Origin of the sequence: Streptomyces deccanensis, assembly GCF_022385335.1 — a bacterium.
GTDB lineage: Bacteria > Actinomycetota > Actinomycetes > Streptomycetales > Streptomycetaceae > Streptomyces > Streptomyces deccanensis.
This window is the reverse complement of sequence record NZ_CP092431.1, coordinates 9,367,977-9,391,881: the sequence shown is the minus strand read 5'-3', so window position 1 is coordinate 9,391,881 and position 23,905 is coordinate 9,367,977. Positions and strand designations below refer to the sequence as shown.

Below are 23,905 nucleotides of genomic sequence, written 5' to 3'. Positions count from 1 at the left end.
GGCTCCGGACGGTTCCCCTCCCCTGTCCGGGGGAGGGGCCGTCCGGGGCCCGTCCGACTTTCTTCCGGCCATTCATCGGGCCATGCATCCGGCTGTTCTCCCGGCCATTCATCCGGTCGTCCCACGTGAGGACGGGTATGACGACCCTCACCGAAGGCGGTGCCCGCGGCCCGGCGGCCGTGTCCGTCCCCCTGCTGCGCTCGACCGTCCGGTACTCCGGCCCCCGTTGTACGGCCCTGGCGTTCGTGTCCATGGTCTCTACGGGGGCGAACCTGTTGCTGCCGATCGCGCTGGGCGGTGCCCTCGACCTGCTGCTGGCCGGGGACCCGGACGCCACGCGCCGGGTGCTGTGGTGCGCGGCGCTGGTCCTCGTGGTGGCCGTCCTCGACGCGGTCGAGACCGTGCTGGGCGGCACCACGAACGCCCGGGCCACCGCGTGGCTGCGCCACCGCATGATCCGGCACGTCCTGGCCGTGGGGCCACGCGCCGTCACCCGGTTCGGCCCGGGGGACCTGGTGGCCCGGCTCGTCGGGAACGCGGCCCAGGCGGGCACGGCCCCCGCGACGGCCGCCGCGCTGCTCGCCGCGCTCGCCGGGCCCCTGGGCGCGGTGGTCGCCCTCGCGTTGATCGACCCCCGGCTCGTGGCGGTCTTCCTGATCGGTGCCCCGCTGCTCGCCCTGGTGCTGCGCGCCCTCGCGCGGGACTCCTCCGACTGCGTGACGCGCTACCAGCGGGCCCAGGGCCGTATCGCGGGCGGACTGGCCGAGGCCGTCGCCGGGCACCGCACGATCGCGGCCGCCGGCACGGCCGACCGCACCGTCGCCCGTGTCCTGCGGCCCCTGCCCGAACTCTCCCGCGAGGGGCACCGCATGTGGCACGTCCAGGGCCGCGCCGCCGCCCGAGCGGCGACCGTGGCCCCGCTCCTGCAGCTCTCCGTCGTGGCCACGGCCGGAGTGCTGCTCACCCGACAGCAGCTGTCCGTCGGCGAGTTGCTGGCCGTGTCCCGGTACGCCGTACTGGCCGCGGGTGTCGGTGTCCTGGTCGGGCAGCTCTCGGGCCTGGTCCGCGCGCGGACGGCGGCCGAGCGCCTGGACGAGCTGGGGAGCGAACCCCCGACCGCGTACGGGGATCGCGCGCTGCCGCCCTCCGGGGCGGGGCGGCTGGAGCTGCGCTCCGTGACCGTCCGCCGGGGCGGGCGCGCCGTGTTGGACCGCGTCGATCTGGTGGTCCCGGGCGGTGCCACGGTCGCCGTCGTGGGCCGGTCGGGCGCGGGCAAGTCGCTGCTCGCGGCGGTGGCCGGGCGGCTGGTGGACCCGGACGAGGGGGAGGTACGGCTCGACGGGGTGCCCCTGCCCGAGCTTGACCGCCGGGAGCTGCGCCGGGCGATCGTCCACGCCTTCGAACGCCCCGCCCTGCTGGGCGAGTCGGTGGAGGACACCATCGCCTTCGGCATCGTCCGCCCCTCCCCCGCCCGCGTCCGGGAGGCGGCCCGCGCCGCGCACGCGGACGGCTTCGTCCGCCGCCTTCCCGAGGGTTACGCCACGGCCTGTGCCGACGCCCCGCTGTCCGGTGGCGAGGCCCAACGCCTGGGCCTGGCACGCGCGTTCGCCCGCGACAGCCGTCTGCTCGTGCTCGACGACGCGCTCTCCAGTCTCGACACCCTCACCGAACACGACATCACCGACGCGCTGCTGCGCCCCACGACCGGCGGCAGCCGCCTCCTCATCGCCCACCGCGTCACCACGGCCGCCCGCGCGGACACGGTGGTGTGGCTGGAGAGCGGGAGAGTGCGAGCGGTGGGCCCGCACACGGAGTTGTGGCGTTCGGCGGAGTACCGGGAACTGTTCGGCACGCGGGAAACGGTCGCCACGGGCCGGGGGGACACGCCGGGCGGAGGAGGCCGATGAAGGACGGTGCGGAAGGACGAGGGTCCACCGGAGGAGCCGAACCCGACTCGCCCCGGCCCGAGCACACCACCGCGCCGCAGGGCACGCCCGGCGGAGGGACGGGGACCCGGGACGCCACCGGTACGACGCGAAGCGAGCACGCCTCCGGAGCCGCGCTGGCCGGGAACACCACCGGCACAGCGCGAGCCAGGCACGCCACCGAAGCCACGCCGACCGAGGACACCACCGGCACGACGCGAGTCGGCCACGCCACCGGAGCGGCGGGGGCCGGGCAGGCCAACCGCGTGGCGGGCAGCGGGCCGCGGGCCGGGTCGGCCCACGGGTCGCAGCAGGCCCTCGGCCCGCCGGGCGGCTCCCCGGCCGTCCCCCCGCCCGGCAGTTCCCCGACCCTTCCCCCACCGGGCAGTTCCCCCGCCGTCCCCCCGCCCGGTCTCCTCCGTCGGGGCCTTCGGTTCCTTCGGTGGCGGGTGCGGGTCGTGGCGTGGCTGGTTCTGTGGTCCGTCGTGGAGACGGGGCAGACGTTTCTGATGGGGTATGCCCTCGCGCGGGCCCTCGACGACGGGTTTCTCGTGGGGCGGGCCGGGGTCGGGCTGGCGTGGCTCGGGGCCGCCGCCGGGGCGGTGGTGCTGGGCGCGTTGGGGACCTGGCGGGTGTACGGGTGCGTGGCGGGGCTCGTGGAGCCGTTGCGGGACCGGCTGGTGCGCGGGGTGGTCGGGCGGGGGGTCCGGGAGGCGGACGGCGGGGCCCTGTCCGGGCTGACCCAGCAGGTGGAGATCGCCCGGGACACCTTCGCCGGACTGGTCATGGTGTCCCGCTCGTTCCTGTTCACCTCCGCCGGAGCGCTCGTAGGACTCTTCTCGTTGGCCCCGCCCCTGCTGCTCGTCGTCGGTCCCCCGCTGGTCGTCGGAGTCGCCCTCTTCCTGGTGACGCTCAGGCCCCTGGCCCGCCGCCAGGAGCGCTTCCTGGTCGCCGACGAGGCCCTCGCCGACCGGCTCGGTGCCGTCTGCCCGGGGGTGCGGGACATCACGGCGGCCGGTGCGGAGGACTCGGTCGCCGCCGACACCGGCCGGTGCGTCGACGCCGAGCTCCGGGCGGCGCGTTCGCTGGCCCGCTGGGGCGTCGTACGGGTCGCCTCCCTCGCGATCGGCGGGCAGTTGCCCGTCCTGCTGCTCCTGCTGACCACCCCTTGGCTCCTGGACCAGGGGGTCACGGCGGGCGCCCTGATCGGTGCCCTCGCCTACGTCACCCAGTCCCTCCTGCCCGCCCTGCAGAACCTGGTGCACGGCCTGGGCACCAGCGGCTCCCGCCTCGCGGTGGTGCTCCGCCGACTGTCCCCGGCACCCACCCCGCCGCCGGTGGACCCCACCGCCCCCGGCGAAGCCGTCCCGCGCGACGCCCTGCCCCGACCCGCACTCCCCCGTGCCGGGGCCTCCCGCGACGCCCTCTCCCTCGCCTCCGTCACCTTCGCCTACGGCGCCTCCGCGACCCCCGTCCTCGACGGGCTCGACCTCCGTCTCCCGCACGGCACGCACCTGGCCGTCGTCGGTCCCAGCGGCGTCGGCAAGTCCACGCTCACCGGGGTCGTCGCGGGTCTCCTGCGCCCCCGGCAGGGCACCGTCCACTTGTGTGGGCAGCCGGTACCCGGTGCCACATCCCGCGCACACCGCGTGCTCATCCCGCAGGAGGCGTACGTCTTCCGGGGATCCCTCGAAGAAAACCTCGGCGAGCTACGGCCGAAACCCGTGCCCGAGGACGAGTTGTGGGCCGCCGCCGAGGCCGTGGGGCTCACCGAGGTGATGGTCCGGCTGGGCGGACCGGCCGCCGAGGTCGACCCGCGCGCGCTGTCCGCCGGGGAGCGCCAACTCGTCGCGCTGGCGCGGGCGTACCTGTCGTACGCGCCGGTCGTGATCCTCGACGAGGCGACCTGTCACCTGGACGCGGAGGCGGAGGAACGCGCGGAGCGGGCCTTCGCCCGGCGGCCGGGCACGACGCTCGTGGTGGTCGCGCACCGTGTCAGTTCGGCCCGCCGCGCGGACCGGGTGCTGGTCATGGACGGCAGGTCCGTGGCGTACGGGGACCACGACGGCCTCCTGGCCCGGTCACCGCTCTACCGGGACCTGGTCGGCGCGTGGTCCCCGGCCCCTACGCCGGTCCGCTCCCCCGGCGCCTCAGAGCCATCCCTCCCCCTGGGAGATCCGGATCGCGTCGATCCTGTTGCGCGCCCCCGTCTTGCGGGTGATCGCGGCCATGTAGTTGCGCACGGTTCCGTGGGAGAGGTGCAGGCTGCCGGCGATCTCCGCGACGGAGGCTCCCTCGGCAGCCAGGGATAACACGCTCAACTCCCGCCGGGTCAGCGGCATCTCGGCGGCCTTGAGGAAGCCGAAGCCGAGGGAGTCGTCGATGAAACGTCTCCCCCGGGCGACCTCACGGATCGCGGAGACCAGCCGCTGCGGTGAGCCCTCCTTGTCCACGTAGCCGAGGGCACCGGCCTCCGCCGCGCGCTTGAGCAGGCCGGGTCTGTCGGCGTGGGCGAGGACCAGCAGGCCGGGGTTGGGGCCGCCCGTGGCGCGCAGATCGGCGAGCGGCGGGATGCCGACCGCGTCCGCGCAGTCCAGGTCCGCCGCGCAGACGTCGGGGCGCAGGGACCGTACCCGCCCCGGCGCGGCGCGCCAGGACGCGTCGAACACCGTCAGGTCGGGTTCCCGGCGGAGCCACTCCGCCAGCACCGATCTGACCAGACACTCGTCGTGCACGAGAAGTACCCGGATCACGTTCGCCCCTCCGCCTGCCGGCCACCGATGTCCTCCGCTCAGCGCGTGCCCATTGTTGGCGCCCCCGACCACGCCCGGGCGCGAAGAACCAGCCATCGGGGTGCGTGGGGGCGCACTCGCGGCGCCCGTGCGCGATGCCGCGCATCAGTGCGGGGGCATGGCGTGGGCGAGAGGGGGTACGGCGGTGTGCCCCCGGCACGGTGCTCGCCGTGCGGGTGCGGCCCCCAGGGGGGAGCCTTGACCCTGGGGCGTGTCGCACGGTCGTGCGAGGAGGTGGTCGGCATGTCCGACGTCCACATGTCCGGCGCGCGGACGACCGTCGAGACGGCCCGCGTCGGCCATCCGCTGCTGTCGCTGGCGCTGGCCGCGATGATGGACGACGTCCAGGCCCACTCCGGCGCCATCTATCTGCTGACGCCGGACGAGCCGGTGCTGGAGATGGCGGTCATGGCGGGGCTGCCGAGGTCGTTCGCCGCACCCTGGGAACGGGTGGGGCTGAACTCGCCGATCCCGGTCTCCGAGGCCGTGCGGGGGCGGCGGCTGGTGTGGGTCAACGGCGAGGAGCAGATGGCCCGCCGCTATCCCCGGATCGCCGTGGTCCTGCCCTACCCGTTCGCCCTGGCCGCGCTGCCGGTGGCGACCCGCGACACCACCTACGGCGCCGTCTTCCTGACCTGGCCCGGCTCCCACCCGCCAGAGCTCAGCGACCGCGAACGGGACCAGCTGACCTCGGCCTGCGACCGGCTCGCCATGCGGCTGCGCCGCGCCGAGGACGAGGGCCGGCCGGTGCGGCCGGAGCCGGACCTGTCGGCGCCGTCGACGACCACGGTCGCGGGGACGCTCGGCACGGTGGAGGCGGCGCGGATGGTGGCGCGGCTGCCGTACGGGATGTGCGCGCTCGATCTGCACGGGCGGATCACCTTCGCCAACGCGGCCACGGCCGAACTGCTCGGCATCCCGGTGAGCGGCCTGCTGGGCACCCAGCTGTGGGTGTCCGTGCCGTGGCTGAACGATCCCGCGTACGAGGACCGCTACCGGGCGGCCCTGATGAGCCAGCACGTGACGTCGTTCGTGGCGCTGAGACCGCCGAGCGACTGGCTGTCGTTCCGGCTGTACCCGGGGTCGAACGGCCTGAGTGTGCGGATCTCCCGGGCCCGCGCGGTCGCCGAGGCCGAGCACGCGGCGCGGGAGGAGCACGACGGGCCGGGCCGTCTGGTGACCATTCACCACGTGCTGGCGCTGGCGAGCGCGCTCACGGAGGCGGTCGGGGTGCAGGACGTGGTGGATCTGGTCGCCGACGAGATCGCCCCGGCCATCGGCAGCCAGGCCCTGGTGATGCTCGGCTCACGCGGCGGACGTCTGCATGTGCTCGGGCACCGCGGCTACACCGACCCGCACCTCGTGGAACGCTTCGACGGGATGCCGCTCACCGCGGCGATGCCCGGGGCGCACGCCCTGACCACCGGCGTACCGGCGTTCTTCGAGTCCCGGCAGCAGTTGGAGCACCTCTATCCGCTGCGGCAGGACACCCCGGACGGGCTGGGCGCGTGGGCGTACATCCCGCTGATCGCCTCGGGGCGGCCGGTGGGCACCTGGGTGCTCGGGTACGCGGAGCCGCATCCGTTCCCGGCCGACGAGCGCGCGGTGCTGACCAGCCTCAGCGGCCTGATCGCCCAGGCGCTGGAACGGGCGCTGCTGTACGACGCGAAGCACCAGGTGGCGCACGGGCTGCAGAAGGCGCTCCTGCCGCACTCGCTGCCCTCCATCCCGGGCATCGAGTCCGCCTCCCGCTATCTGCCCGCCACGCGGGGCATGGACATCGGCGGCGACTTCTTCGACCTGGTCCTCTCGCACGGGCGGGCCTCCGCCGTCATCGGCGACGTGCAGGGGCACAACGTGACGGCGGCGGGGCTGATGGGGCAGATCCGTACGGCCGTGCGCGCGTACACGACGGTCGGGCAGACGCCGGAGGAGGTGATGAGCAGCACCAATCGGCTGCTGATCGACCTGGGGTCGGAGCTGTTCGCCAGTTGTCTGTATCTGCGGCTGGACCCGGAGCACGGGACGGCCGTCATGGCGCGGGCCGGGCATCCGCCGCCGTTGCTGCGGCGGCCGGACGGGAAGGTGCGGGTGCTCGACCTCGCGGGCGGTCCGCTGCTGGGCATCGACGCGGCGGCGACGTACCCGACGACGGAGGTGGCGCTGACGGAGGGGTCGGTGCTGGCCCTCTACACGGACGGGCTGATCGAGTCGCCGGGCGTCGACATCGAGGACGCGCTGGCGGATCTCGGGGAGCGGCTGTCGACGACCGGGGAGCGGCCGTTGGACGCGCTGGCCGACGGTCTCGTGCGGGAGACCGAGGCGGCGGAGGAGCGGGCGGACGACGTGGCGTTGCTGCTGCTGCGGGCGACGGGACGCTCCACGGGGTGAGGCCGCGCCCGACGCGAAGCGGTCCGGCCCTCCCGCCGGAGGGCCGGACCGTGCCACCTGTCGGCCGGAACCGCTGTGGTGGGGCCGACGGGTGGATCGTGGGGCGACGGCCGGGGATCAGTGGCCGCTGATCCCGGGCCGTCGTCCACGTACTCGGGGGCGTTCGCCTACTGCTGGACGCCCTGCTCGTGGACACCCTGCTCGTCGACACCCTGGTCGCCGACGCCCTGCTCGTGCTCCTGGCCCGCACCGGCGGCCGCGGCCTCGTCGCCCGCTCCGGCCACGGCACCCGCGTCGCCGGCACCGGCGGCTGCGGCGCCCTCTTCCTCGCCCGCGCCCGCCGCGGCGGCGCCCTCTTCCTCACCGGCACCGGCCACGGCACCGCCGTCGGCCTCCTCGCCGGCTCCGGCGGCGGCGCCACCGTCGGCCTCTTCACCCGCACCGGCGGCGGCACCGCCGTCGGCTTCCTCGCCGGCGCCCGCGCCGCCGTCGCCGAGGGTGGCACCCGTGGCCGCGAGGGCGGTGCTGACCGGCTGGAAGAAGGTCTCGCCGCCGACGGTGCAGTCGCCGCTGCCGCCGCTGGTCAGACCGATGGCCTGGCCGTCCTCGGTGAAGAGCGAGCCGCCGCTGTCGCCGGGCTCGGCGCAGACGTCGGTCTGGATGAGGCCGGTGACGGTGCCCTCGGGGTAGTTGACCGTGGCTTCGAGGCCGGTGACCTGGCCGTCGGCGAGCCCGGTGGTGCTGCCCATGCGGAAGACCTGGAGGCCGACCGCGGCCTCGCCGACCGCGTTGATGTCGACCGTCTGGCCGTTGCCGAGGTCGACCGTGCTGGCCGCCTGGGTCGCCGGGTCGTTGTAGTCGACCAGGGCGAAGTCGCCGGCGCCCGGGAACGTGGCGGTCGCCGCGTCGACGGTGCCGATCGGCGCGCCACCCTCCTCCTCGGACCACTCGGCCTCGGCGACACCGCAGTGACCGGCGGTCAGGAAGGCCGGGGCGCCCTCGGCGTTGACGACGTTGAAGCCGGCCGAGCAGCGGGCGCCGCCACCGAAGATGGCGTCGCCGCCCTCGAGGAAGGGCTTGAACGTGCCGGCGGACTTCTTGATGGTCGCCATGCCCGTGCCGAGCGACTTGACGGTCGACTCGATGGTGTCCCAGTTCTCGCCCGTGACCGTGGAGTCGGCGGTGACCTGGAGCTTGTTGGTGCGGGGGTCGATCGCCCAGGCGGTGCCCGGGACGGTGGCCTCCTCCTTCAGCGTGGCCGCGCCCTTCTGCAGCTCGGACCAGCTGTTCTCGACCTCACGGACCTCCGCGCCGGCCTCCTGGGCCTGGATGATCACGTTGTTGTCGTCGCCGTCGATCTCGAGGCCGTCGATGACGTTGATGATGAGGCGCTGCTCGCCCGAGTCGTAATACGCGCCTGCGAACGCGTCACCGAGCAGGTCCTGCAGCTGGGAGGCGAGATCCGAGGCGTCACTCGCGGCGAGCGTCTTGGGGGCGGCGCCCTTGGCGTCCGTCTGCGACGCCATCGCGTTCGGCAGGATGAGGGCTGCCGCGCCGAGCGCCGCCACGCCGCCTGCGGCTATGAACGCCTTGCGCTTGGTGGCTCGTTTGTGACTCAACTCTTGACCTCCTGGGGACGGGGTCCGTACCGCCGTCCGGCGGGTGAACTGGGGGCGCCTGGTTGCCAGTTGGTACGGATGGTTCCGAGGGGGTGTTCAACGCTCCGCGAAAAGATTCCGATCTTCCATTTCGCAAAGCGCGCTACTGCCCCTGTTCGCCTGCCATTTCACGACTTCCCGCCCGTGGGCCCTGTGGGGCCCCTGTGACACCGGACGAACCGCGCCCTCTTCGACACACTCGGCTACCGCCCGGTAGCGGTCCGTCGACGCCGGTGATCGGGAAACCGGCTGCGGGGAATCTCCACACCGAATGCTCAGCGGAGTCACGGGCGGTGGGAGTTCTGCACAGGCGCCGCCGGCGTGCCGCGCCTTTGAGGCGGGACTGTCCCATTCGTTTTCCGGCTGGCAATGAAGGGCGTATGACGATGCCGCGATCCGTGTGAAGAAGCTGACCCCAAGCGGTGCGCACGCCTGCACCAATGAACCGTCATGGTCACCAAGTGCGCTGGTGAGAGGCCATGTTGATTGGAAGCGGGCGGCGGCGATCTGCTTATATCCATCGCACCGCGGGGGCCGCCGAGCTCTCGGAGAGGGGAGCAGCCAGCTCTCCGGATCGAGAAGTGGGCACCCACGTGCGCGGCCGTCGTTCTGTCCCCAGAAGGGGGCCGCTCCCCCCTTATGAATAGCTATACGAAGGGAAGTTCCATCATGAACTCCACCCCCCAGGTTGAGACCGCCGAGATCTCGGACGCCGCCCTCGACGCCGTCTCCGGTGGCCTCTCGGTCAACGCCGTCGGCACCGTCACCGGCCTGGTGGACGGCATCGCCCCGGTCTCCGGCCTGGTCAACACGGCCGTCGGCACCGTCGAGGGTGTGACCGGCCTGAACACCGCCCCGGTCACGAGCCTGGTCGCCGGTCTCTGATCGAGCCCTCACGCCGCTGAGTCCCGGAACCACCTGACCGGTTCCGGGACTCTCGGGGTGCCCTGGACGTCGTCCAGTCTTCTGTCGTCTCCTGTCACGCAGGTGAGGGAAGTCCCGTGCAGTTCCGCCAACAGGCCCTCGCCAAGCTCCAGTCACCGGAGGAACTCGACCTTCCCGTGCGGTTCGCCCGCCCCCAGGGCTGGCTGGTGCTGTCCGTGACGGTGGTCGCGATGGCCGCCGCCTCCGTGTGGGCCGTCACGGGTTCCGTCGCCTCCACCGTCGGCGCGCCCGCCGTCCTCACCCACGGGCAGGGCAGTTACGTCCTCCAGAGCCCGGTCGCCGGGCAGGTCACCGCCGTTCTCGCGAAGCAGGGCGAGCGGCTGCCCGCCAGGGCTCCCGTCCTGAAGGTCGCCACCGCCGACGGCGAGAGAGTCGTACGGTCCGTCGCGGCCGGCCGGGTCTCCGCGCTCGCCGCCACCATCGGCCAGATCATCCAGACCGGCGCGAACGTCGCGGCCGTCGAGAAGGTCGCCGACGCCGACGACCCGCTCTGGGCGACGGTGTACGTCCCCGCCGAGAACGCGGCCTCGATCCCGAAGGACGCCGAGGTGGACCTGACCGTGCAGTCGGCGCCCACCCAGCGGTACGGCGTGCTGCGCGGCCATGTGAAGAAGGTGGACCGCACCGCGCAGACCCCGCAGTCCATCGGCGCGTTCCTCGGTGACACCCAGCTGGGCGAGCAGTTCACCAAGAAGGGCCGGCCGGTGGCCGTCACCGTGCGGCTGGACCGCGCGGCGTCGACCGAGTCGGGCTACCGGTGGTCCTCGCAGGACGGGCCGCCGTTCGAGCTGACCTCCATGACCATGGCCACGGCGTCGATCCGGCTGGCCGACGAGCGCCCGATCGATTGGCTGCTGCCGTGACCGCGCCCCAGGACACCGCCCGGCCGCCCGCGCGCGGCAGACGCAAGGCGGCCCCGTCGAAGCGCCCCGTGCCCAAGGGCAGGCAGAAGACCGTGCGTACGCCGACCGTCCTGCAGATGGAGGCCGTGGAGTGCGGCGCCGCGTCGCTCGCCATGGTGCTCGGCCACTACGGACGGCACGTCCCGCTGGAGGAACTGCGCATCGCCTGCGGTGTCTCCCGGGACGGCTCGCGCGCCAGCAACCTGCTGAAGGCGGCCCGCAGTTACGGTCTGACCGCCAAGGGCATGCAGATGGACGTGGCCGCCCTCGCCGAGGTGAAGGCACCGGCCGTCCTGTTCTGGGAGTTCAACCACTACGTCGTCTACGACGGCATGGGCCGCCGGTTCGGCCGGCGTGGCGTCCACATCAACGACCCCGGCAAGGGCCGCCGGTTCGTGCCCATGGAGGACTTCGACTCCAGCTTCACCGGTGTCGTCCTCGTCATGGAACCGGGCGACGACTTCCAAAAGGGCGGCCGCAGGCCCGGTGTCCTCGGCGCCATGCCCGCCCGGATGCGCGGCACCTCCGGCACCCTGCCCGCCGCCGTCCTCGCCAGCCTGCTGCTGGTGGCGGTCGGCGCGGCCGTCCCCGCGCTGAGCCGCACCTATATCGACATGTTCCTGATCGGCGGCCAGACCTCCCTGCTGGGCGTGCTGTTCGCGTCGATGGGCGCGTGCGTGCTGCTGACGGTCCTGCTGACCTGGCTGCAGCAGGCCAACCTGCTGCGCGGCCGGCTGATCTCCTCCACGCTCTCCAGCGCCCGCTTCCTGCGGCACCTGCTGCGGCTGCCGGTCACCTTCTTCTCCCAGCGCAGCCCCGCCGACCTGGTCCAGCGGCTCCAGTCCAACGACGCGGTCGCCGAGACCCTGGCCCGGGATCTCGCGGCGGCCGGTGTGGACGCGGTCGTGGTCGTCCTCTACGCCGTGCTCCTCTACACCTACGACCCGCAACTCACCTTCGTCGGCATCGGGGTGGCGCTGCTGAACGTGGTGGCGATGCGGGTGGTGATCCGGCTGCGCGCGACGCGTACGGCGAAGCTGCGCGCGGACAACGCGCGGCTCACCAACACGGCGTACACCGGGCTCCAGCTGATCGAGACGATGAAGGCGACCGGCGGCGAGGAGGGCTACTTCCGCAAGTGGGCCGGGCAGCACGCCACCACGCTGGAGGAGCAGCAGCGGCTCGGGATGCCGAGCGCCTGGCTGGGGGTGCTCGCCCCGACCCTGGCCACGCTCAACAGCGCGCTCATCCTGTGGATCGGCGGCATGCGGGCGGTCGAGGGCCATATATCCGTGGGCCTGCTGGTCGCGTTCCAGGCGCTGGTCACCCGGTTCACGGCGCCCCTCACCCGCCTCAACGGGGTGGCGGGCCGGATCCAGGACTTCGCGGCCGACGTGGCCCGGCTGAAGGACGTGGAGAACTTCCAGGCCGACCCGCTGTACGCCCGCCCGGACGCCGCCGAGTCCACCCGCCGGCTGAACGGCCACGTCGAGCTGGAGAACATCACCTTCGGCTACAGCCCCCTCGACAAGCCCCTGCTCACCGGCTTCGACCTCACCGTGGGCCCGGGGCAGCAGGTGGCGCTGGTCGGCGGCTCCGGCAGCGGCAAGTCGACGGTGTCGCGGCTGATCTCGGGCCTCTACACCCCGTGGGAGGGCGTGATCCGCATCGACGGCCGGCGCCTGGAGGACATCCCCAGGGGGGCTCTGGCCGCCTCCGTCTCCTTCGTCGACCAAGAGGTGTTCCTGTTCGAGGGCACCGTCCGCGACAACGTGGCCCTGTGGGACCCCTCGATCCCGGACGAGGCCGTCGTGGAGGCGCTGCGGGACGCGGCCCTGTACGACGTGGTGACGCGCCGCCCGGGCGGCATCCACAGCAGGGTCGAGCAGGACGGACGCAACTTCTCCGGCGGCCAGCGCCAACGCCTGGAGATCGCGCGGGCGTTGGTCCGCAGGCCCAGCATCCTCGTCCTCGACGAGGTGACCAGCGCGCTCGACGCGGAGACCGAGCTGACCGTCATGGACAACCTGCGCAAGCGCGGCTGCGCCTGTGTGGTGATCGCCCACCGGCTCTCCACGGTCCGCGACAGCGACGAGATCGTCGTCCTGCAGCACGGCACGATCGTGGAGCGCGGCCGGCACGAGGAACTGGTGGCACGCGGCGGCGCGTACGCCCAGCTGGTCAGGGAGCGTTGAGATGACCTCCGTGCACGAGGGGCAGGGCGGCCCGGGCGGCTACGACGGCGACGGGAACGGTCACGGCGGCCACGACGGCGACCTCGTCCTCGGTGCGCTCGGCGCGATGGGCACCCCCCTCGACTGCGCCGGCCACACCCGTCTGGAACTCGAAGGCCCGCAGACGCTGTGGCTGGTGGCCTCCGGTGCCCTGGACCTGTTCGCGGTCGACGCCGACCAGCAGGGCCACTGGCACCATCTGGGCCGCCTCGAAGCGGGTGCGCTGCTGCTCGGCCCGGTCGCCGGGCCCCAGCACACGCTGGTCGCCCGTCCGCTGCGCGACTGCGTGGTCCGGCGCATCGGCCTGCGGGAGCTGTACCAGCAGGGGGGCACCGAGACCTGGTCGTACGACGAATGGGGCAACCCGCAGCTCGTGCCCCCGCAGACGAGCCCCCTCGAATACGCCCTCGCCCTGGGCGTGGGCCGTGGCCTGTCGATCCTCTTCCAGGCGCCGATGGCCACCGAGCAGGCCGCCGCGCCCACCGACGACGACGTGTTCTGGATGCGGGTGCCGCCCGGCAGCGTCCAGTACGGCTCGCTGTACGGCGCGGAGGCGGCGGCCGATCTGCTGATGGACCCGGGGGTCTGGCAGAGCATGGTCGACCAGCAGTACCGGCTGCTGGCCACGCTGGACCGCTGGATCGAGCAGCTGGAGCGCACCCACGAGGACCGGACGGCCGCCGGGATCAAGGCCGGGGAGGCAGTGCGCGCCCAGGCCGACCGCACCCTGCTCGCCTCCATCGGCAAGTCGTCCACGAACCGGCGTACGACGGCGGCCGACGCCGACGCCACGTACGCGGCCTGCGGGCTCGTCGCCCGGGCGGCGGGGATCTCGCTGTCCGAGCCGGCGCAGAGCGGGACCGAGAGCGACCGGCTCGACCCGGTGGAGCGCATCGCGCTCGCCTCCCGGGTCCGTGTCCGTGCCGTACGCCTCGCGGGGAGCTGGTGGCGGGAGAACGTCGGCCCGCTGGTCGGGCACCGGGCGCTGTCGGGCGCTCCGGTGGCGCTGCTGTGGCGGCGCAGCGGCTATGTGGCCGTCCAGCCGTCGTCCGGCCGGGAGACACCGATCGAGAAGGCGAACGCGGCCGAGTTCGAGCCGCGTGCCGTGATGTTCTACCGCCCGCTGCCCGAACGGGTGCTGAGTCCGCTGCGCCTGATGCGGTTCAGCCTGCACGGGACGAGCGGTGACATGACGGGCCTGCTGCTCAGCGGGCTGGTGACGGTCGTGCTCGGCTCGCTGGTCCCCATCGCGACGGGCCGGATCCTCGGCGAGTACGTGCCGAAGGCCCAGGAGGACCTGATCGTGCAGGTCTGCCTGGCGATCATGCTGGCGAGCGTGGTGTCGGCGGCGTTCCTGCTGCTGCAGAACCTGACGATCCTGCGGCTGGAGGGCCGTATCGAGGCGACGCTGCAACCGGCGGTGTGGGACCGGCTGTTGCGCCTCCCGACGAAGTTCTTCACCTCGCGGTCCACGGGCGAACTGGCCAGCGCCGCCATGGGCATCAGCGCGATCCGCCGCACCCTCGCGGGCGTCGGCCCGGTGGTCGCCCAGTCGGTGACGGTCGGCGCGGTGAACCTCGCGCTGCTGCTCTGGTTCAGCGTCCCGATGGCCCTGGCGGCGATCGGCATGCTGGTGGTCGTGGCAGCGGTGTTCCTGGGCCTCGGTCTCTGGCAGGTCCGCTGGCAGCGCCGGTTGGTGGTGCTGGGCAACAAGCTGAACAACCAGGCCTTCCAGACCCTGCGGGGGCTGCCGAAGCTCCGGGTGGCGGCCGCCGAGAACTACGCCTACGCGGCGTGGGCCGGCGAGTTCGCGCGCAGCCGGGAGCTCCAGCAGAAGGTCGGTGGCATCAAGAACCTCAACACGGTGCTGGGGGCGGTGTACCTCCCGCTGTGCACCCTGCTGATGTTCATGCTGCTGGCGGGCCCGGCGCGAGGCTCGATGTCGGCGGCCGAGTTCCTGACCTTCAACACCTCGGTGACGATGCTGCTGACGTCGGTCACCCAGCTGACGGGTGCCTTCGTGTCGGCGGTGGCGGTGCTGCCGCTGTTCGAGGAGATCAAGCCGGTGCTGGAGGCGACGCCTGAGGTCCGCACGGCGAGCACCCGGCCGGGCGTGCTGTCCGGCGCGCTGGAGGCCCGCCGTGTCTCCTTCCGCTACGCGGACGACGGTCCGCTGGTGCTGGACGATGTGTCCTTCGCCGTGGCGCCCGGGGAGTTCGTGGCGATCGTCGGCCCGAGCGGCTGCGGGAAGTCGACGCTGCTGCGCCTGCTCATCGGCTTCGACAAGCCGGTCTCCGGGAGCGTCCTGTACGACGGTCAGGACCTCGGCGCGCTGGACCAGTCCGCCGTACGCCGTCAGTGCGGGGTCGTGCTGCAGCACGCCCAGCCGTTCACCGGCTCGATCCTGGACGTGATCTGCGGCACCGAGCCGTACACGCCGGAGGAGGCGATGGCGGCGGCCGCGATGGCGGGCCTCGCGGAGGACATCCAGCGCATGCCGATGGGGCTGCACACCATCGTCCAGGGCAACGGCGCGATCTCCGGCGGGCAGCGGCAACGCCTGATGATCGCCCAGGCGTTGATCCGCCGGCCCCGGATCCTCTTCTTCGACGAGGCGACGAGCGCCCTCGACAACGAGACCCAGCGCACGGTCATCGAGAGCACGCGGGCCCTGAACGCCACGCGGATCGTCATCGCCCACCGCCTGTCCACGGTGATGGACGCGGACCGGGTCGTGGTGATGGAGGACGGCAAGGTGGCGGAGGTGGGAGCGCCGGGCGAGCTGCTGGCGAACCCGGCGGGGCGGCTGCACGAGCTGGTGCGCCGTCAGATGGCGTAGCCGGTTCCTCCGGTCACGGCGACAGGTCGCGCTCGTACCAGGTGCCCGTTTCACCGCTGAGGTGTTCCGGGGCGGCCGGACCGACGGGGACGAACCCGGCTTTGATCAGCACCCTCCGGGAGGCGGCGTTGTGGTGGGCCACGGCCGCCCGCAGGGTGCGCAGGCCGTGCTCGGTCGCCGCCCACCCGCACAGCTCCCGGACGGTCGCGGTCGCCACGCCCCGGCCGGCGACGTGCTGGGCGACTCGGTAGCCGAGGTGCGCGGAGTGGTCCTCCATGTCGACCAGGTTGAACCTGCCGAGCACCGAGCCGTCCTCGGCGACGAGCACGTGGAAGGCGCAGACTCCGGCGTCCTGCTCGGCCAGCAGGGCGTGGAAACGGTCGGTGAACTGCGCGAAGAACGCATCGCCTCGGTCGGGGATCGAGGCGGCGAAGTAGGCACGGTTCGCCAGTTCGAAGTCCAGGACCGCGGCGGCGTGTTCGGCACGCAGTCGTTGCAACTCAGGCATCGCTCGACCCTAGTCGGAGGAGGCGCCGAGGGCTTCTGATTTCCTTCGCCCGGCAGACGTCGGCCCCGGGATGAGCAGGACCGAGGCGACCGGTACGGCGGCGAGGACCAGCCAGGGCACAGGGGACGGCAGGCCCGCGTCCATCAGGGCGCCCGCCCCCGCGCTTCCCACCAGCACGATCAGGCCGGACACGGAGGACATCGCCCCGGTGTAGAGCCCGAGGCGGCCCTCGACGGCGAGATCGGGCACCCAGGCCCGGGCCGCCGGGGCCACCAGCATCTGGCCCAGTGTCAGAAGGACCACGAACCCGGCGGCGGGCAGCAACCCGGCCGTGCCGGTCCACTCGGCGGGCCGGGCCAGGCCCACCACCGCGAATCCCGAGGCGATCAGGAGCAACCCACCGGCCATGGACCGCCGCAGGTCGAGCCGTCCGGCCGCCCACCGCGTGACCGGCAGCTGCGTCGCCACGACCAGCAGCGACGACAACCCGAACAGCCAGGCCAGCGCCGCCTGCGACCCCGTGGCGCGCTCCACCTCGTCGGGCAGGAGCAGGTACAGCTGGTTGTACGCCAACAGGTACGCGCCGTACGCGCAGCACAGCGCGAGGAACCGCCGGTTGCGCAGCAGCCCGCCGAGGCCGCCCCGCACCTCGACGCGCTCCCGTCCCGGGACGTGCTGCGGCAGCAGCCGGGCGTGCCCGGCGAGGACCAGGACGAAGACTCCGGCGCCCGTGAGGCAGACCACCCGGTAGTCCACGGCCAGCAACAGCGCGCCGATCAACGGCCCGACGAACGCGCCGGCCTGTCCCGCCACCGTGAACAGCGCGAGGACGCTGGTCCGGGGCCCGCCGCCCGACTCCTCCCAGACGACCGCCTGCCGGGCGACCTCGGACTCGACGGCCGGGGAGAACAGCGCGGCGGCGAACCCGATCAGCAGCACCGACCCGATGACCGACCAGTCCTCGTCCGCGTACCCGAGCCACGCGAACCCGGCGATCCGCAGGGCGCACCCGGCCAGCACGACGGGCCGTACGCCGTACCGGTCGGCCAGCGCGCCGCCGACCACGAACAGGCCCTGCTGGCTGAAGGTGCGCAGCCCCAGCACGAACCCGACCATCCAGCCGGCCATGCCGATCGCCGTACCGAGGTGCTCGGCGAGGAACGGCAACACCGCGAAGAAGCCGACGTTGAAGGCGAGCTGGGTGAGGATCAGCAACCGCAGGAGGGGGTTGAGCTTCGCCCACGTCCCTCGTCGCGACACCTTGCCGGCCACACCTGCGCCCGCCGCACGCCCGGCCTCTGCGCTCTCGGCGGCCCGGCTCCCGGGTTTCCCGGCCCTCTTCTCGGTCGTCCGCCCCGTGGGCGGCGCGGTCCGGGGCTGTTCGGGCTCGGTCATCCGGGTTCTCCGACGGTGGGGGCGGCGGCGGGCTTGGGTCGTTGTGGGGCCCCGGCGAGCGGACGGCGCCACGGGCGCGGCCAGCGCACTCCGCCCGTCGCCGTGACCGCGAGGGCGCCGAGGAGGGCGAGGGCGGTGGCGGGGGCGAGTACGGCCCAGGGGGCGCGTTCGGCGTAGGGCTGGTTCTCGGCGAGGAGGAGGCCCCATTCCGGGTCCGGCGGCTGCGCGCCGAGGCCGAGGAAACCCAGGGTGGTCAGGGCCAGGGCCACGCCGGGCAGGCGCAGCAGGGCGTGGCGGGCGACGGGCGGCAGCACGGCGGGCAGCAGTTCGCGGCGGAGCAGATACGCGTCGTCGGCGCCCAACCCCCGCGTGGCCGTGATGTGCGTGGTGGCCCGCTCCTGTTCGAGCAGGGCGGTGGTGTGTGCGGCCAGGGGCACCCAGGCGACGGCGGCCACGGCCAGCGCGGGCGTCGCCGCGCCGCCGCCGACAACTCCGGCGACGAGGAGCCCCGCGAGGACCGCGGGCACGGCGTTGACGGTGTCGACGAGGGGCCCGGAGAAGCGGGGCAGCAGCCCGAGCAGGACGCCCGTCAGCAGCGCGACGGCGCTGATCGCGACGGCCAGGGCGAGGGTCGTGAAGGCGCCGTGACCGATGCGGGCGAGGAGGTCCCGTCCGAGTGCGTCGGTGCCCAACGGGTGTGCCCAGGAAGGGGGTTGGAGCCGCGCGCCGGTGTCGAGGGCGAGCGGGTCGCGGGTCAGGCCGAGCGCGACGACCGCCAGCAGGAGGGTGCCGTGCAGCAGGGGGGCGCGGCTCGGGGCCGGTGGCGTGGGGCGGTGCAGGGAGTGGAGCGCGCCGTCGCGGAGGGCGGGGCCGACGAGGCGGCGGGCGGCGAGGCGGACGAGGCCCCCGGCGACGGCGGCCAGCAGGACGAGGGCGAGGGTGCCGGCCTGGAGGACGGGGAGGTCCTGGGCGACGGCGGCCTGGAGGGTGGTCCTGCCGAGGCCGGGTATGTCGAAGACCTGCTCGACGGTGACGGCACCGCCGGTGAGGCCGACCACGAACAGGCCGAGGTTGGGCAGCAGTCCGGGTACGCAGCGGCGTACGGCGTGGCGGGCGGTGGCCCGCCCGGGTATGCCGCGTGCGGCGGCGGCCAGGGCCCAGGGTTCGGCGAAGGCACCGGGCAGCAGGTCGGCCAGCATCCGGCCGAGCAGCGCGCCGGCGGGCAGGCCCAGGGCGAGGGCGGGCAGCACCATCCACCGCGGCCCGTACCAGCCGAGCGCGGGCAGCCAGCCGAGGTGCACCCCGACGACGACGGCGAGCACGGACGCGGTGAGGAACTCGGGCAGCGCGGCGAGCATCGCGGCGCCGCTGCCGCCGCCCCGGCGGTCGTCGAGGCGGCGGTGCGCGCCGAGCCACAGGGTGCGGGCGCAGACCGCCGCAGCCGTGGCCGCCGCGACGACAAGCGCGGCGGCCATCAGCAGCAGGGAGACGCCGAGGGCCTGGGCGACCGACGGGGTGACCTCGGCGCCGGAGATCCACGACCGGCCCGCGTCACCGCGCGCCAGCCCGCCGAACCACTCCCCGAGGAGTCTCAAGGGGCCCGCGTCGAGGCCGAGTTCGTCGCGTACGGCCGCCAGGACCTCCGGCGTCGGGTCGCGTTCGGCGGAGCGTGCCTTGAGGACGGTGAGTGCCGGGTCGGTGCGCGAGAGCCACGGCAGCAGGCCGATCCCGCACAGCAGACCGGCGGCGAGCAGGGCCCGCCAGAGTGCCCGTATCAGCGCCGGGTCCCCGTTCCGACCAGCGTGCGCTCGTACGGGTCGAGGATCACGCCCCGTACGGAGGTGCTGACGCCGGTGATGATCCGCTGGTGGACGAGCGGGACGGTGGCGTCGGTAGCGAGGATCGCCGCCTCGGCGTTCATCGCCGCCTGCTGCCGCTTGGCGGTGTCGGACTCCTTCTCGGCGGCGGCGACGGCCCGGTCGACCTTCTTGTCGCAGAGCAGGGCGAGGTTGTAGCTGCCGTCGCAGGTGAAGTCGCTGGCCAGGATGGTGACGGGGTCGCCGGTGTCGAGCAGGGAGTTGCGGGCGCCGACGAAGGCGTCGAACTTGCCGGCGAGGGCGTCGCTCTCCAGCCGCGAGTACTCGCGGACCTCCAGCTTCACCTCGAACCCGGCCTCCCTGAGCTGCTGTTGCAGCACCTGGGCGACCTCGGGCAGCTCGGGCCGGTTGTCGTAGGTGGCGATGGTGACGGCGGTGCCGTCGGGGTCGGCGGCCTTCGCGCGGCCGGCCGGTGCGACGCGCTTGCCGGCGGCCCAGGTCACGGCGGGGCCGAAGATGCCGACCCCGGCGTCCGCATGGCCCTCGTACACGTCCTTGGCGAGGACGGAGCCGTCAACGGCCTCGCGGGCGGCGGCCCGCAGTTTCGGGTCCTTGAAGGCGCCGGTCTTCGTGTTGAGCAGGAGGCTGGTGGTGCGGGTGGTGGCCGTCTCGCGGCGGGTGGCCTTGTCTAGGGTGGAGGCCTGCGACACGGGGACGGCCTCGGCGATGTCGACCTGGTCGGTGCGCAGCGCGTTGGTGCGCGCGGAGCCGTCGGCTATGAACTTGGCGTCGATGCCGCTCGCCTGGGCGCGCCCGCCCCAGTACTCCTCGAAGCGGTCCAGGGTGGCCGCGGTGGTGCCGGTGACCTTGGTGAGCTCGAACGGGCCGGTGGCCGTGCCGACCGGGTTCACGCGCTTGCCGCCGTAGGCCTTGGCGGACAGGATCGCGAGGCCGGGGCTGGTGAGCCTGAGCGGCAGGGCGGGGTCCGGGTCCTCGGTGGTGACGCGCACCTGGCGGTCGCCCTCGGCCTTCGCGGTGAGGCTGATGCCGGAGAGCGCGGCGGTGACCGGTTCGGCCTCACCGGCGCGGGTGAGGGCGGTGGCGACGGTGACCGGGGTGACCTCGGTGCCGTCCTGGAAGGTGGCCTCGCGCAGGGAGAAGAGCCAGTTCCGGTCGTTCTCGCGGGTCCAGGACTCGGCGAGCGCGGGGGCCGGGACGCCGTTGGCGTCCAGCTTGGTCAGGCCTTCGGTGACGCCGAGCCGGCTGAGGAGGGTCGCGTCGGCGCCGTACGGCGAGAAGTTCTCGGCGGGCGGGAAGGCGAGGGCCACGCGCAGTCGGGAACCGTCGCCGGAGGCGTCGTCGGTGGTCCCTCCGTCCGAGGCGAAGCAGCCGGTCAGCAGGGGGGCGAGGAGCAGGCCGGCGGCGGCGCGACGGCGGCGGGGAGTGCGCATGGTCCTTGGTTCTCTGTGGGGGACGGGGCGGCGTGGACGGAACGAGGGGGTGGAGCGCGACGCAGCCTACATGAGAATGATTTTCATGTAATCGGCGAGGGGGCGACCATCGCGGGCACCGGGACCTCGAAGTGCACCACGCGCTCCCCGGTCGTCTCGCGCTCGTCGCACACGGCCACCCCCTGCGAACGCCAGAAGCCCTCGGCGCCGGGCACCCCGGGGTCGGTGTGCAGGTACACGGAGCGGTAACCGCCGTCGGCCGCCGCGAAGTCCAGCAGCGCGGCGACCAGTCGCCGGGCCAGCCCACGCCGTCGATGCTCGGAGCGGACGTACACGCGACGCAGCTGGGCGGTCTCCCCGGACGGGTAACGCTCGGCCAGCCAACGGGGGTTGGGCGGATGCGCGGGCCCCCGGGAGTCCAACGCGCCCGTGGCGACGACCGCGCCGTCCCGCTCGTCGACCGCGACCAGGAGCACATGGCGGTCCGGGACGACGTACGCGCTCCGCAGATCGATGATGTCGCCGTGCCAGCGCGGCACATAGCCCGTCCCGAAGTCCCGGTAGACGGTGTCGAGCATCACCGTCCGCGCGCCGTCGAGGTCCTCGGGCCCTGCCACTCTGATGTCGTAGTGCTGCACCTGCACATCATATGCAATAAGTCTGATCATTCCGATCAGGGGTTCGGATCGCCGCCCCTGGGTGGGGTGGTGCTCCGAGGCGGGGTGGTGCTCCGCGGCGCGCGGTCGGCCTGGATACGACGGTGCGCCCCCGGCCGCCGTACGGGACACGCGTGTTGAGGCGACGACCGGGTACTCCGGAGGTCATGCGGATGAGCGTGGTGGATGTGGGATCGAACACCGTACGGCTGGTGGTGGCGGACGCCGAGGGGGGTGTGCCGCTGCCGGTGCACACCGCCAAGTGGCGCCTGCGGCTGTCCGAACAGGTGCCGCCCGGGGGCGATGTGCCCGACGAGGCCGTGGAGCGGTTGTGCCAGGCGGTCACGGCGGCGGCGCGGACGGCGGAGAGATGGGGGGCGTCGACACCACTGGCGTTCGCGACCGCCGTGGTGCGGTCGGCGCCCAACTGCCGGGAGGTGCTGCGCACCGTGCGCGCGGAGACCGGTGTCCTGATCTGCACCCTGCCCGGCGAGGTGGAGGCGGAGCTCACCTTCCTCGGGGCGCGGCGGTGGATGGGCTGGCGGTCGGGGCCGCTGGCCCTGCTGGACATCGGGGGCGGCTCGCTGGAGGTGGCCTTCGGGCGGGGACGGCTGCCGGACTTCGTGGCCTCGCTGCCGCTGGGCGCCAACCGGCTGACGCACGAGTTCTTCCAGGGGCAGGACCCGCCGTCGATGGAGAGCATCAAGGCGCTGCGCCGCAAGGTCCGGCATCAACTCCGGGACGTCTCGGCGCGCATCCGGTGGGAGGGGCCGCGCACGGCCGTCGCCACCTCGCGCACGTTCCAGCAGCTCTCCCGGCTGTGCGGATCCGCGCCGGGCCGCCATGGGCCCTTCGTGGAACGGGAGTTGCGGTGCGCGGACCTCGGCCGGGCCATCGCCCGTCTCGCCGCCCTGCCCGCGGCCCAGCGGGCCGCCCTGCCGGGCATCTCCGCGCCCCGGGCGACACAGAGTCTCGCCGGGGCGCTGGTCGGGCACACCACGATGAAGCTCTCCGGCCTGAAGAGCGTGACGATCTGCCCCTGGGCGATCCGCGAGGGCGTCCTGCTGCGGCACATCGAGGACGGCCCGGCGTGGTGGTCGGAGGTGACCCGGGACGTCGAAGCCCCTGGGTCGGCCGGTGCGAGCACGCCGGGCGCGGTGCCGCTGCGGATCGCGGCACCGGCCCGCTGACCGCCCGGCCGACCCGCCCCCTGACTCCACCTCACCTCACCTCACAGGAAGGAGCCTCCCCATGGCTCACCAGGACAAGAGGAACCCGAAGGACAAGCACAGCTCGGACGACAAGCCCGACACCGCCCTCGACGAGGTCCTGCGCGAGGCGGAGCGGGCCGAGACGGACGTCACCGACTCCAGGAAGCCTCGCCGTCATGACGGCGAGGCGGGCGACGCGATCACGCCCAATGAGCGGGCCCAGGAGGAGTCCCACCACGACTAGAGCGCCTGGAACCCCCGGGGGGGGCGGGCGGCACGTTGCCGAAAAGTCAATGCACGGGGCGGCAATTCACCTTTTCGAGTGTCGTAGATCTTGCGCCGGGGCGCGAAAGGGATGGCCTGCTCCGCGCCGGGGTAGCTAACCGGATCCGATGCGCCCTACCCCTGACAAGGTGGAGCCGCCATGAGTCCGGATGCCCATGACCGCGCCGCCCCCCGCCCCGGGGACACGGCCCCCGAGTCCGGATACGGGTCCGGGTCCGTGGTGGCCAACCCGTACGCCCGCACCCGTCAGGTGGGGCCCTTCGTCGTCATCGAGGTCTCGGGCGAGATCGACCTGGCGTCGGCCGGGTCCCTCGCCGAGCATCTGACGGCCGCCGCCACCGGGGCGGCCCCACCGGACGTGCTCGTGGACCTGCGTCACGTCGCCTTCTTCGACTGCTCGGGGCTGCGCGTGCTGTGCAGAGCGGAGGCCACGGCCAGGTCGCGCGGCGGGCGACTCCGTCTCGTCTCCGACCAGCCCCGGATACACCGACTGCTGCGCGCCGCCGGACTGCTGGGCCGCTTCCCGCCGTTACCCGACTTCCCGCCCGCGTCTCCCCCGCCCCCGCCGCCTCCACCTCCGCAACGGCCAAGTCTCAAGTAGCAGTTCAATGAAACGATTGAAGGACCTGCGGCAGGCACACACCGTTCCGGCGGACACCGGCGCGGAATCCGAAGGACACAGAAGTGGAGACGCGCGAAGTGAAGTTCCTTCTCGAAGTCGACCTGGACAGCACGGACTGGGACGAGGGCACCACCGTCCAGGAGTTGGAGCGCATCCTGCGCTACTGGGGCGGCAACCTCCGGCACTGCGAGATCGGCCCCGGGGACGGACAGCCCCTGTACGACTCGGGTCACCAGCAGGTCGGCCGCTGGGCCGTCACCTCCGAGTGACCCAC

Annotated in this window: 17 protein-coding genes and 1 pseudogene; 11 read left to right on the top strand and 7 right to left on the bottom strand. The window is 73.5% G+C overall.

Annotation, left to right across the window (positions count from 1 at the left end; genetic code table 11):
• Window positions 1-137 precede the first annotated feature (137 nt).
• Together L3078_RS41325 and L3078_RS44825 are read left to right on the top strand one after the other, a co-directional pair.
• On the top strand, window positions 138-1,907 hold the full coding sequence (locus L3078_RS41325) for an ATP-binding cassette domain-containing protein (protein ID WP_239759339.1): 1,770 nt from the start codon (window positions 138-140) through the stop codon (window positions 1,905-1,907).
• Window positions 1,904-4,237: an ATP-binding cassette domain-containing protein gene (locus L3078_RS44825; RefSeq protein WP_338059550.1), complete on the top strand. Its 2,334-nt coding sequence runs from the start codon at window positions 1,904-1,906 to the stop codon at window positions 4,235-4,237. Before L3078_RS41325 ends, L3078_RS44825 begins: the two co-directional genes overlap by 4 nt.
• Here L3078_RS44825 and L3078_RS41315 read toward each other — a convergent pair.
• A pseudogene (locus L3078_RS41315) lies at window positions 4,160-4,774 on the bottom strand (response regulator); the annotation flags it as partial. The gene L3078_RS44825 and the pseudogene L3078_RS41315 sit on opposite strands and share 78 nt — an antisense overlap.
• Window positions 4,775-4,960: 186 nt before the next feature.
• On the opposite strand from L3078_RS41315, the gene L3078_RS41310 reads away from it, so the two are divergent.
• Window positions 4,961-7,108: a SpoIIE family protein phosphatase gene (locus L3078_RS41310; protein ID WP_239759337.1), complete on the top strand. Its 2,148-nt coding sequence runs from the start codon at window positions 4,961-4,963 to the stop codon at window positions 7,106-7,108.
• A gap of 167 nt (window positions 7,109-7,275) precedes the next feature.
• Here L3078_RS41310 and L3078_RS41305 read toward each other — a convergent pair whose 3' ends face one another.
• Window positions 7,276-8,727 (bottom strand): S1 family peptidase, encoded by a 1,452-nt coding sequence (locus tag L3078_RS41305; protein WP_239759336.1) that lies wholly within the window; start codon window positions 8,725-8,727, stop codon window positions 7,276-7,278.
• 708 nt (window positions 8,728-9,435) lie between these two features.
• Between L3078_RS41305 and L3078_RS41300 the strand changes: the two genes are divergently transcribed.
• The 4 genes from L3078_RS41300 to L3078_RS41285 all read left to right on the top strand — a co-directional run bounded on the left by L3078_RS41300 (window position 9,436) and on the right by L3078_RS41285 (window position 15,686).
• Window positions 9,436-9,651, top strand: a complete 216-nt coding sequence (locus L3078_RS41300) for a hypothetical protein (protein WP_033528587.1) — start codon at window positions 9,436-9,438, stop codon at window positions 9,649-9,651.
• A gap of 116 nt (window positions 9,652-9,767) precedes the next feature.
• On the top strand, window positions 9,768-10,574 hold the full coding sequence (locus L3078_RS41295; protein ID WP_239759335.1) for an HlyD family efflux transporter periplasmic adaptor subunit: 807 nt from the start codon (window positions 9,768-9,770) through the stop codon (window positions 10,572-10,574).
• Between the two features lie 68 nt (window positions 10,575-10,642).
• A complete protein-coding gene (locus tag L3078_RS41290) occupies window positions 10,643-12,808 on the top strand; it encodes an NHLP family bacteriocin export ABC transporter peptidase/permease/ATPase subunit (RefSeq protein ID WP_239760694.1) in 2,166 nt (721 codons plus the stop codon).
• A 1-nt stretch (window position 12,809) separates the two neighbouring features.
• Entirely contained in the window at window positions 12,810-15,686 is a 2,877-nt protein-coding gene (locus L3078_RS41285; RefSeq protein ID WP_420864145.1) for an NHLP bacteriocin export ABC transporter permease/ATPase subunit, read from the top strand.
• 13 nt (window positions 15,687-15,699) lie between these two features.
• Here the strand turns inward: L3078_RS41285 and L3078_RS41280 are convergent, their stop codons facing one another.
• From L3078_RS41280 to L3078_RS41260, 5 genes are all read right to left on the bottom strand, one after another.
• Window positions 15,700-16,194 carry a GNAT family N-acetyltransferase gene (locus L3078_RS41280; protein ID WP_239759334.1) on the bottom strand — a complete coding sequence of 165 codons (495 nt, stop codon included), beginning with the start codon at window positions 16,192-16,194 and terminating at the stop codon, window positions 15,700-15,702.
• Between the two features lie 9 nt (window positions 16,195-16,203).
• Window positions 16,204-17,589 (bottom strand): MDR family MFS transporter, encoded by a 1,386-nt coding sequence (locus tag L3078_RS41275; protein ID WP_239759333.1) that lies wholly within the window; start codon window positions 17,587-17,589, stop codon window positions 16,204-16,206.
• Entirely contained in the window at window positions 17,586-19,064 is a 1,479-nt protein-coding gene (locus L3078_RS41270) for an ABC transporter permease subunit (RefSeq protein WP_239760692.1), read from the bottom strand. The genes L3078_RS41275 and L3078_RS41270 overlap by 4 nt, the downstream gene beginning before the upstream one ends.
• Window positions 19,065-19,363: 299 nt before the next feature.
• A complete protein-coding gene (locus L3078_RS41265; RefSeq protein ID WP_239759332.1) occupies window positions 19,364-20,857 on the bottom strand; it encodes an ABC transporter substrate-binding protein in 1,494 nt (497 codons plus the stop codon).
• A gap of 83 nt (window positions 20,858-20,940) precedes the next feature.
• A complete protein-coding gene (locus L3078_RS41260; protein ID WP_239759331.1) occupies window positions 20,941-21,495 on the bottom strand; it encodes a GNAT family N-acetyltransferase in 555 nt (184 codons plus the stop codon).
• A gap of 185 nt (window positions 21,496-21,680) precedes the next feature.
• Here L3078_RS41260 and L3078_RS41255 point away from each other — a divergent pair, with 185 nt between their 5' ends.
• From L3078_RS41255 to L3078_RS41240, 4 genes are all read left to right on the top strand, one after another.
• The gene (locus tag L3078_RS41255) at window positions 21,681-22,703 is read left to right on the top strand and encodes a Ppx/GppA family phosphatase (RefSeq protein WP_239759330.1); all 1,023 of its coding nucleotides are present in this window, start codon (window positions 21,681-21,683) and stop codon (window positions 22,701-22,703) included.
• Between the two features lie 61 nt (window positions 22,704-22,764).
• Window positions 22,765-22,968: a hypothetical protein gene (locus L3078_RS41250; protein WP_239759329.1), complete on the top strand. Its 204-nt coding sequence runs from the start codon at window positions 22,765-22,767 to the stop codon at window positions 22,966-22,968.
• 180 nt (window positions 22,969-23,148) lie between these two features.
• Window positions 23,149-23,610: an STAS domain-containing protein gene (locus L3078_RS41245; protein ID WP_239759328.1), complete on the top strand. Its 462-nt coding sequence runs from the start codon at window positions 23,149-23,151 to the stop codon at window positions 23,608-23,610.
• Window positions 23,611-23,708: 98 nt separating this feature from the next.
• Entirely contained in the window at window positions 23,709-23,900 is a 192-nt protein-coding gene (locus L3078_RS41240) for a hypothetical protein (protein WP_239760690.1), read from the top strand.
• Window positions 23,901-23,905 lie beyond the last annotated feature (5 nt).

Bases quoted from the DNA above. Each gene is read 5' to 3' on its own strand.
- L3078_RS44825 (WP_338059550.1), top strand. From the start codon at position 1,904: ATGAAGGACGGTGCGGAAGGACGAGGGTCCACCGGAGGAGCCGAACCC.
- L3078_RS41270 (WP_239760692.1), bottom strand. From the start codon at position 19,064: ATGGCCGCCGCGCTTGTCGTCGCGGCGGCCACGGCTGCGGCGGTCTGC.
- L3078_RS41325 (WP_239759339.1), top strand. From the start codon at position 138: ATGACGACCCTCACCGAAGGCGGTGCCCGCGGCCCGGCGGCCGTGTCC.
- L3078_RS41300 (WP_033528587.1), top strand. From the start codon at position 9,436: ATGAACTCCACCCCCCAGGTTGAGACCGCCGAGATCTCGGACGCCGCC.
- L3078_RS41265 (WP_239759332.1), bottom strand. From the start codon at position 20,857: ATGCGCACTCCCCGCCGCCGTCGCGCCGCCGCCGGCCTGCTCCTCGCC.
- L3078_RS41250 (WP_239759329.1), top strand. From the start codon at position 22,765: ATGGCTCACCAGGACAAGAGGAACCCGAAGGACAAGCACAGCTCGGAC.
- L3078_RS41275 (WP_239759333.1), bottom strand. From the start codon at position 17,589: ATGACCGAGCCCGAACAGCCCCGGACCGCGCCGCCCACGGGGCGGACG.
- L3078_RS41245 (WP_239759328.1), top strand. From the start codon at position 23,149: ATGAGTCCGGATGCCCATGACCGCGCCGCCCCCCGCCCCGGGGACACG.
- L3078_RS41285 (WP_420864145.1), top strand. From the start codon at position 12,810: ATGACCTCCGTGCACGAGGGGCAGGGCGGCCCGGGCGGCTACGACGGC.
- L3078_RS41280 (WP_239759334.1), bottom strand. From the start codon at position 16,194: ATGCCTGAGTTGCAACGACTGCGTGCCGAACACGCCGCCGCGGTCCTG.
- L3078_RS41255 (WP_239759330.1), top strand. From the start codon at position 21,681: ATGCGGATGAGCGTGGTGGATGTGGGATCGAACACCGTACGGCTGGTG.
- L3078_RS41310 (WP_239759337.1), top strand. From the start codon at position 4,961: ATGTCCGACGTCCACATGTCCGGCGCGCGGACGACCGTCGAGACGGCC.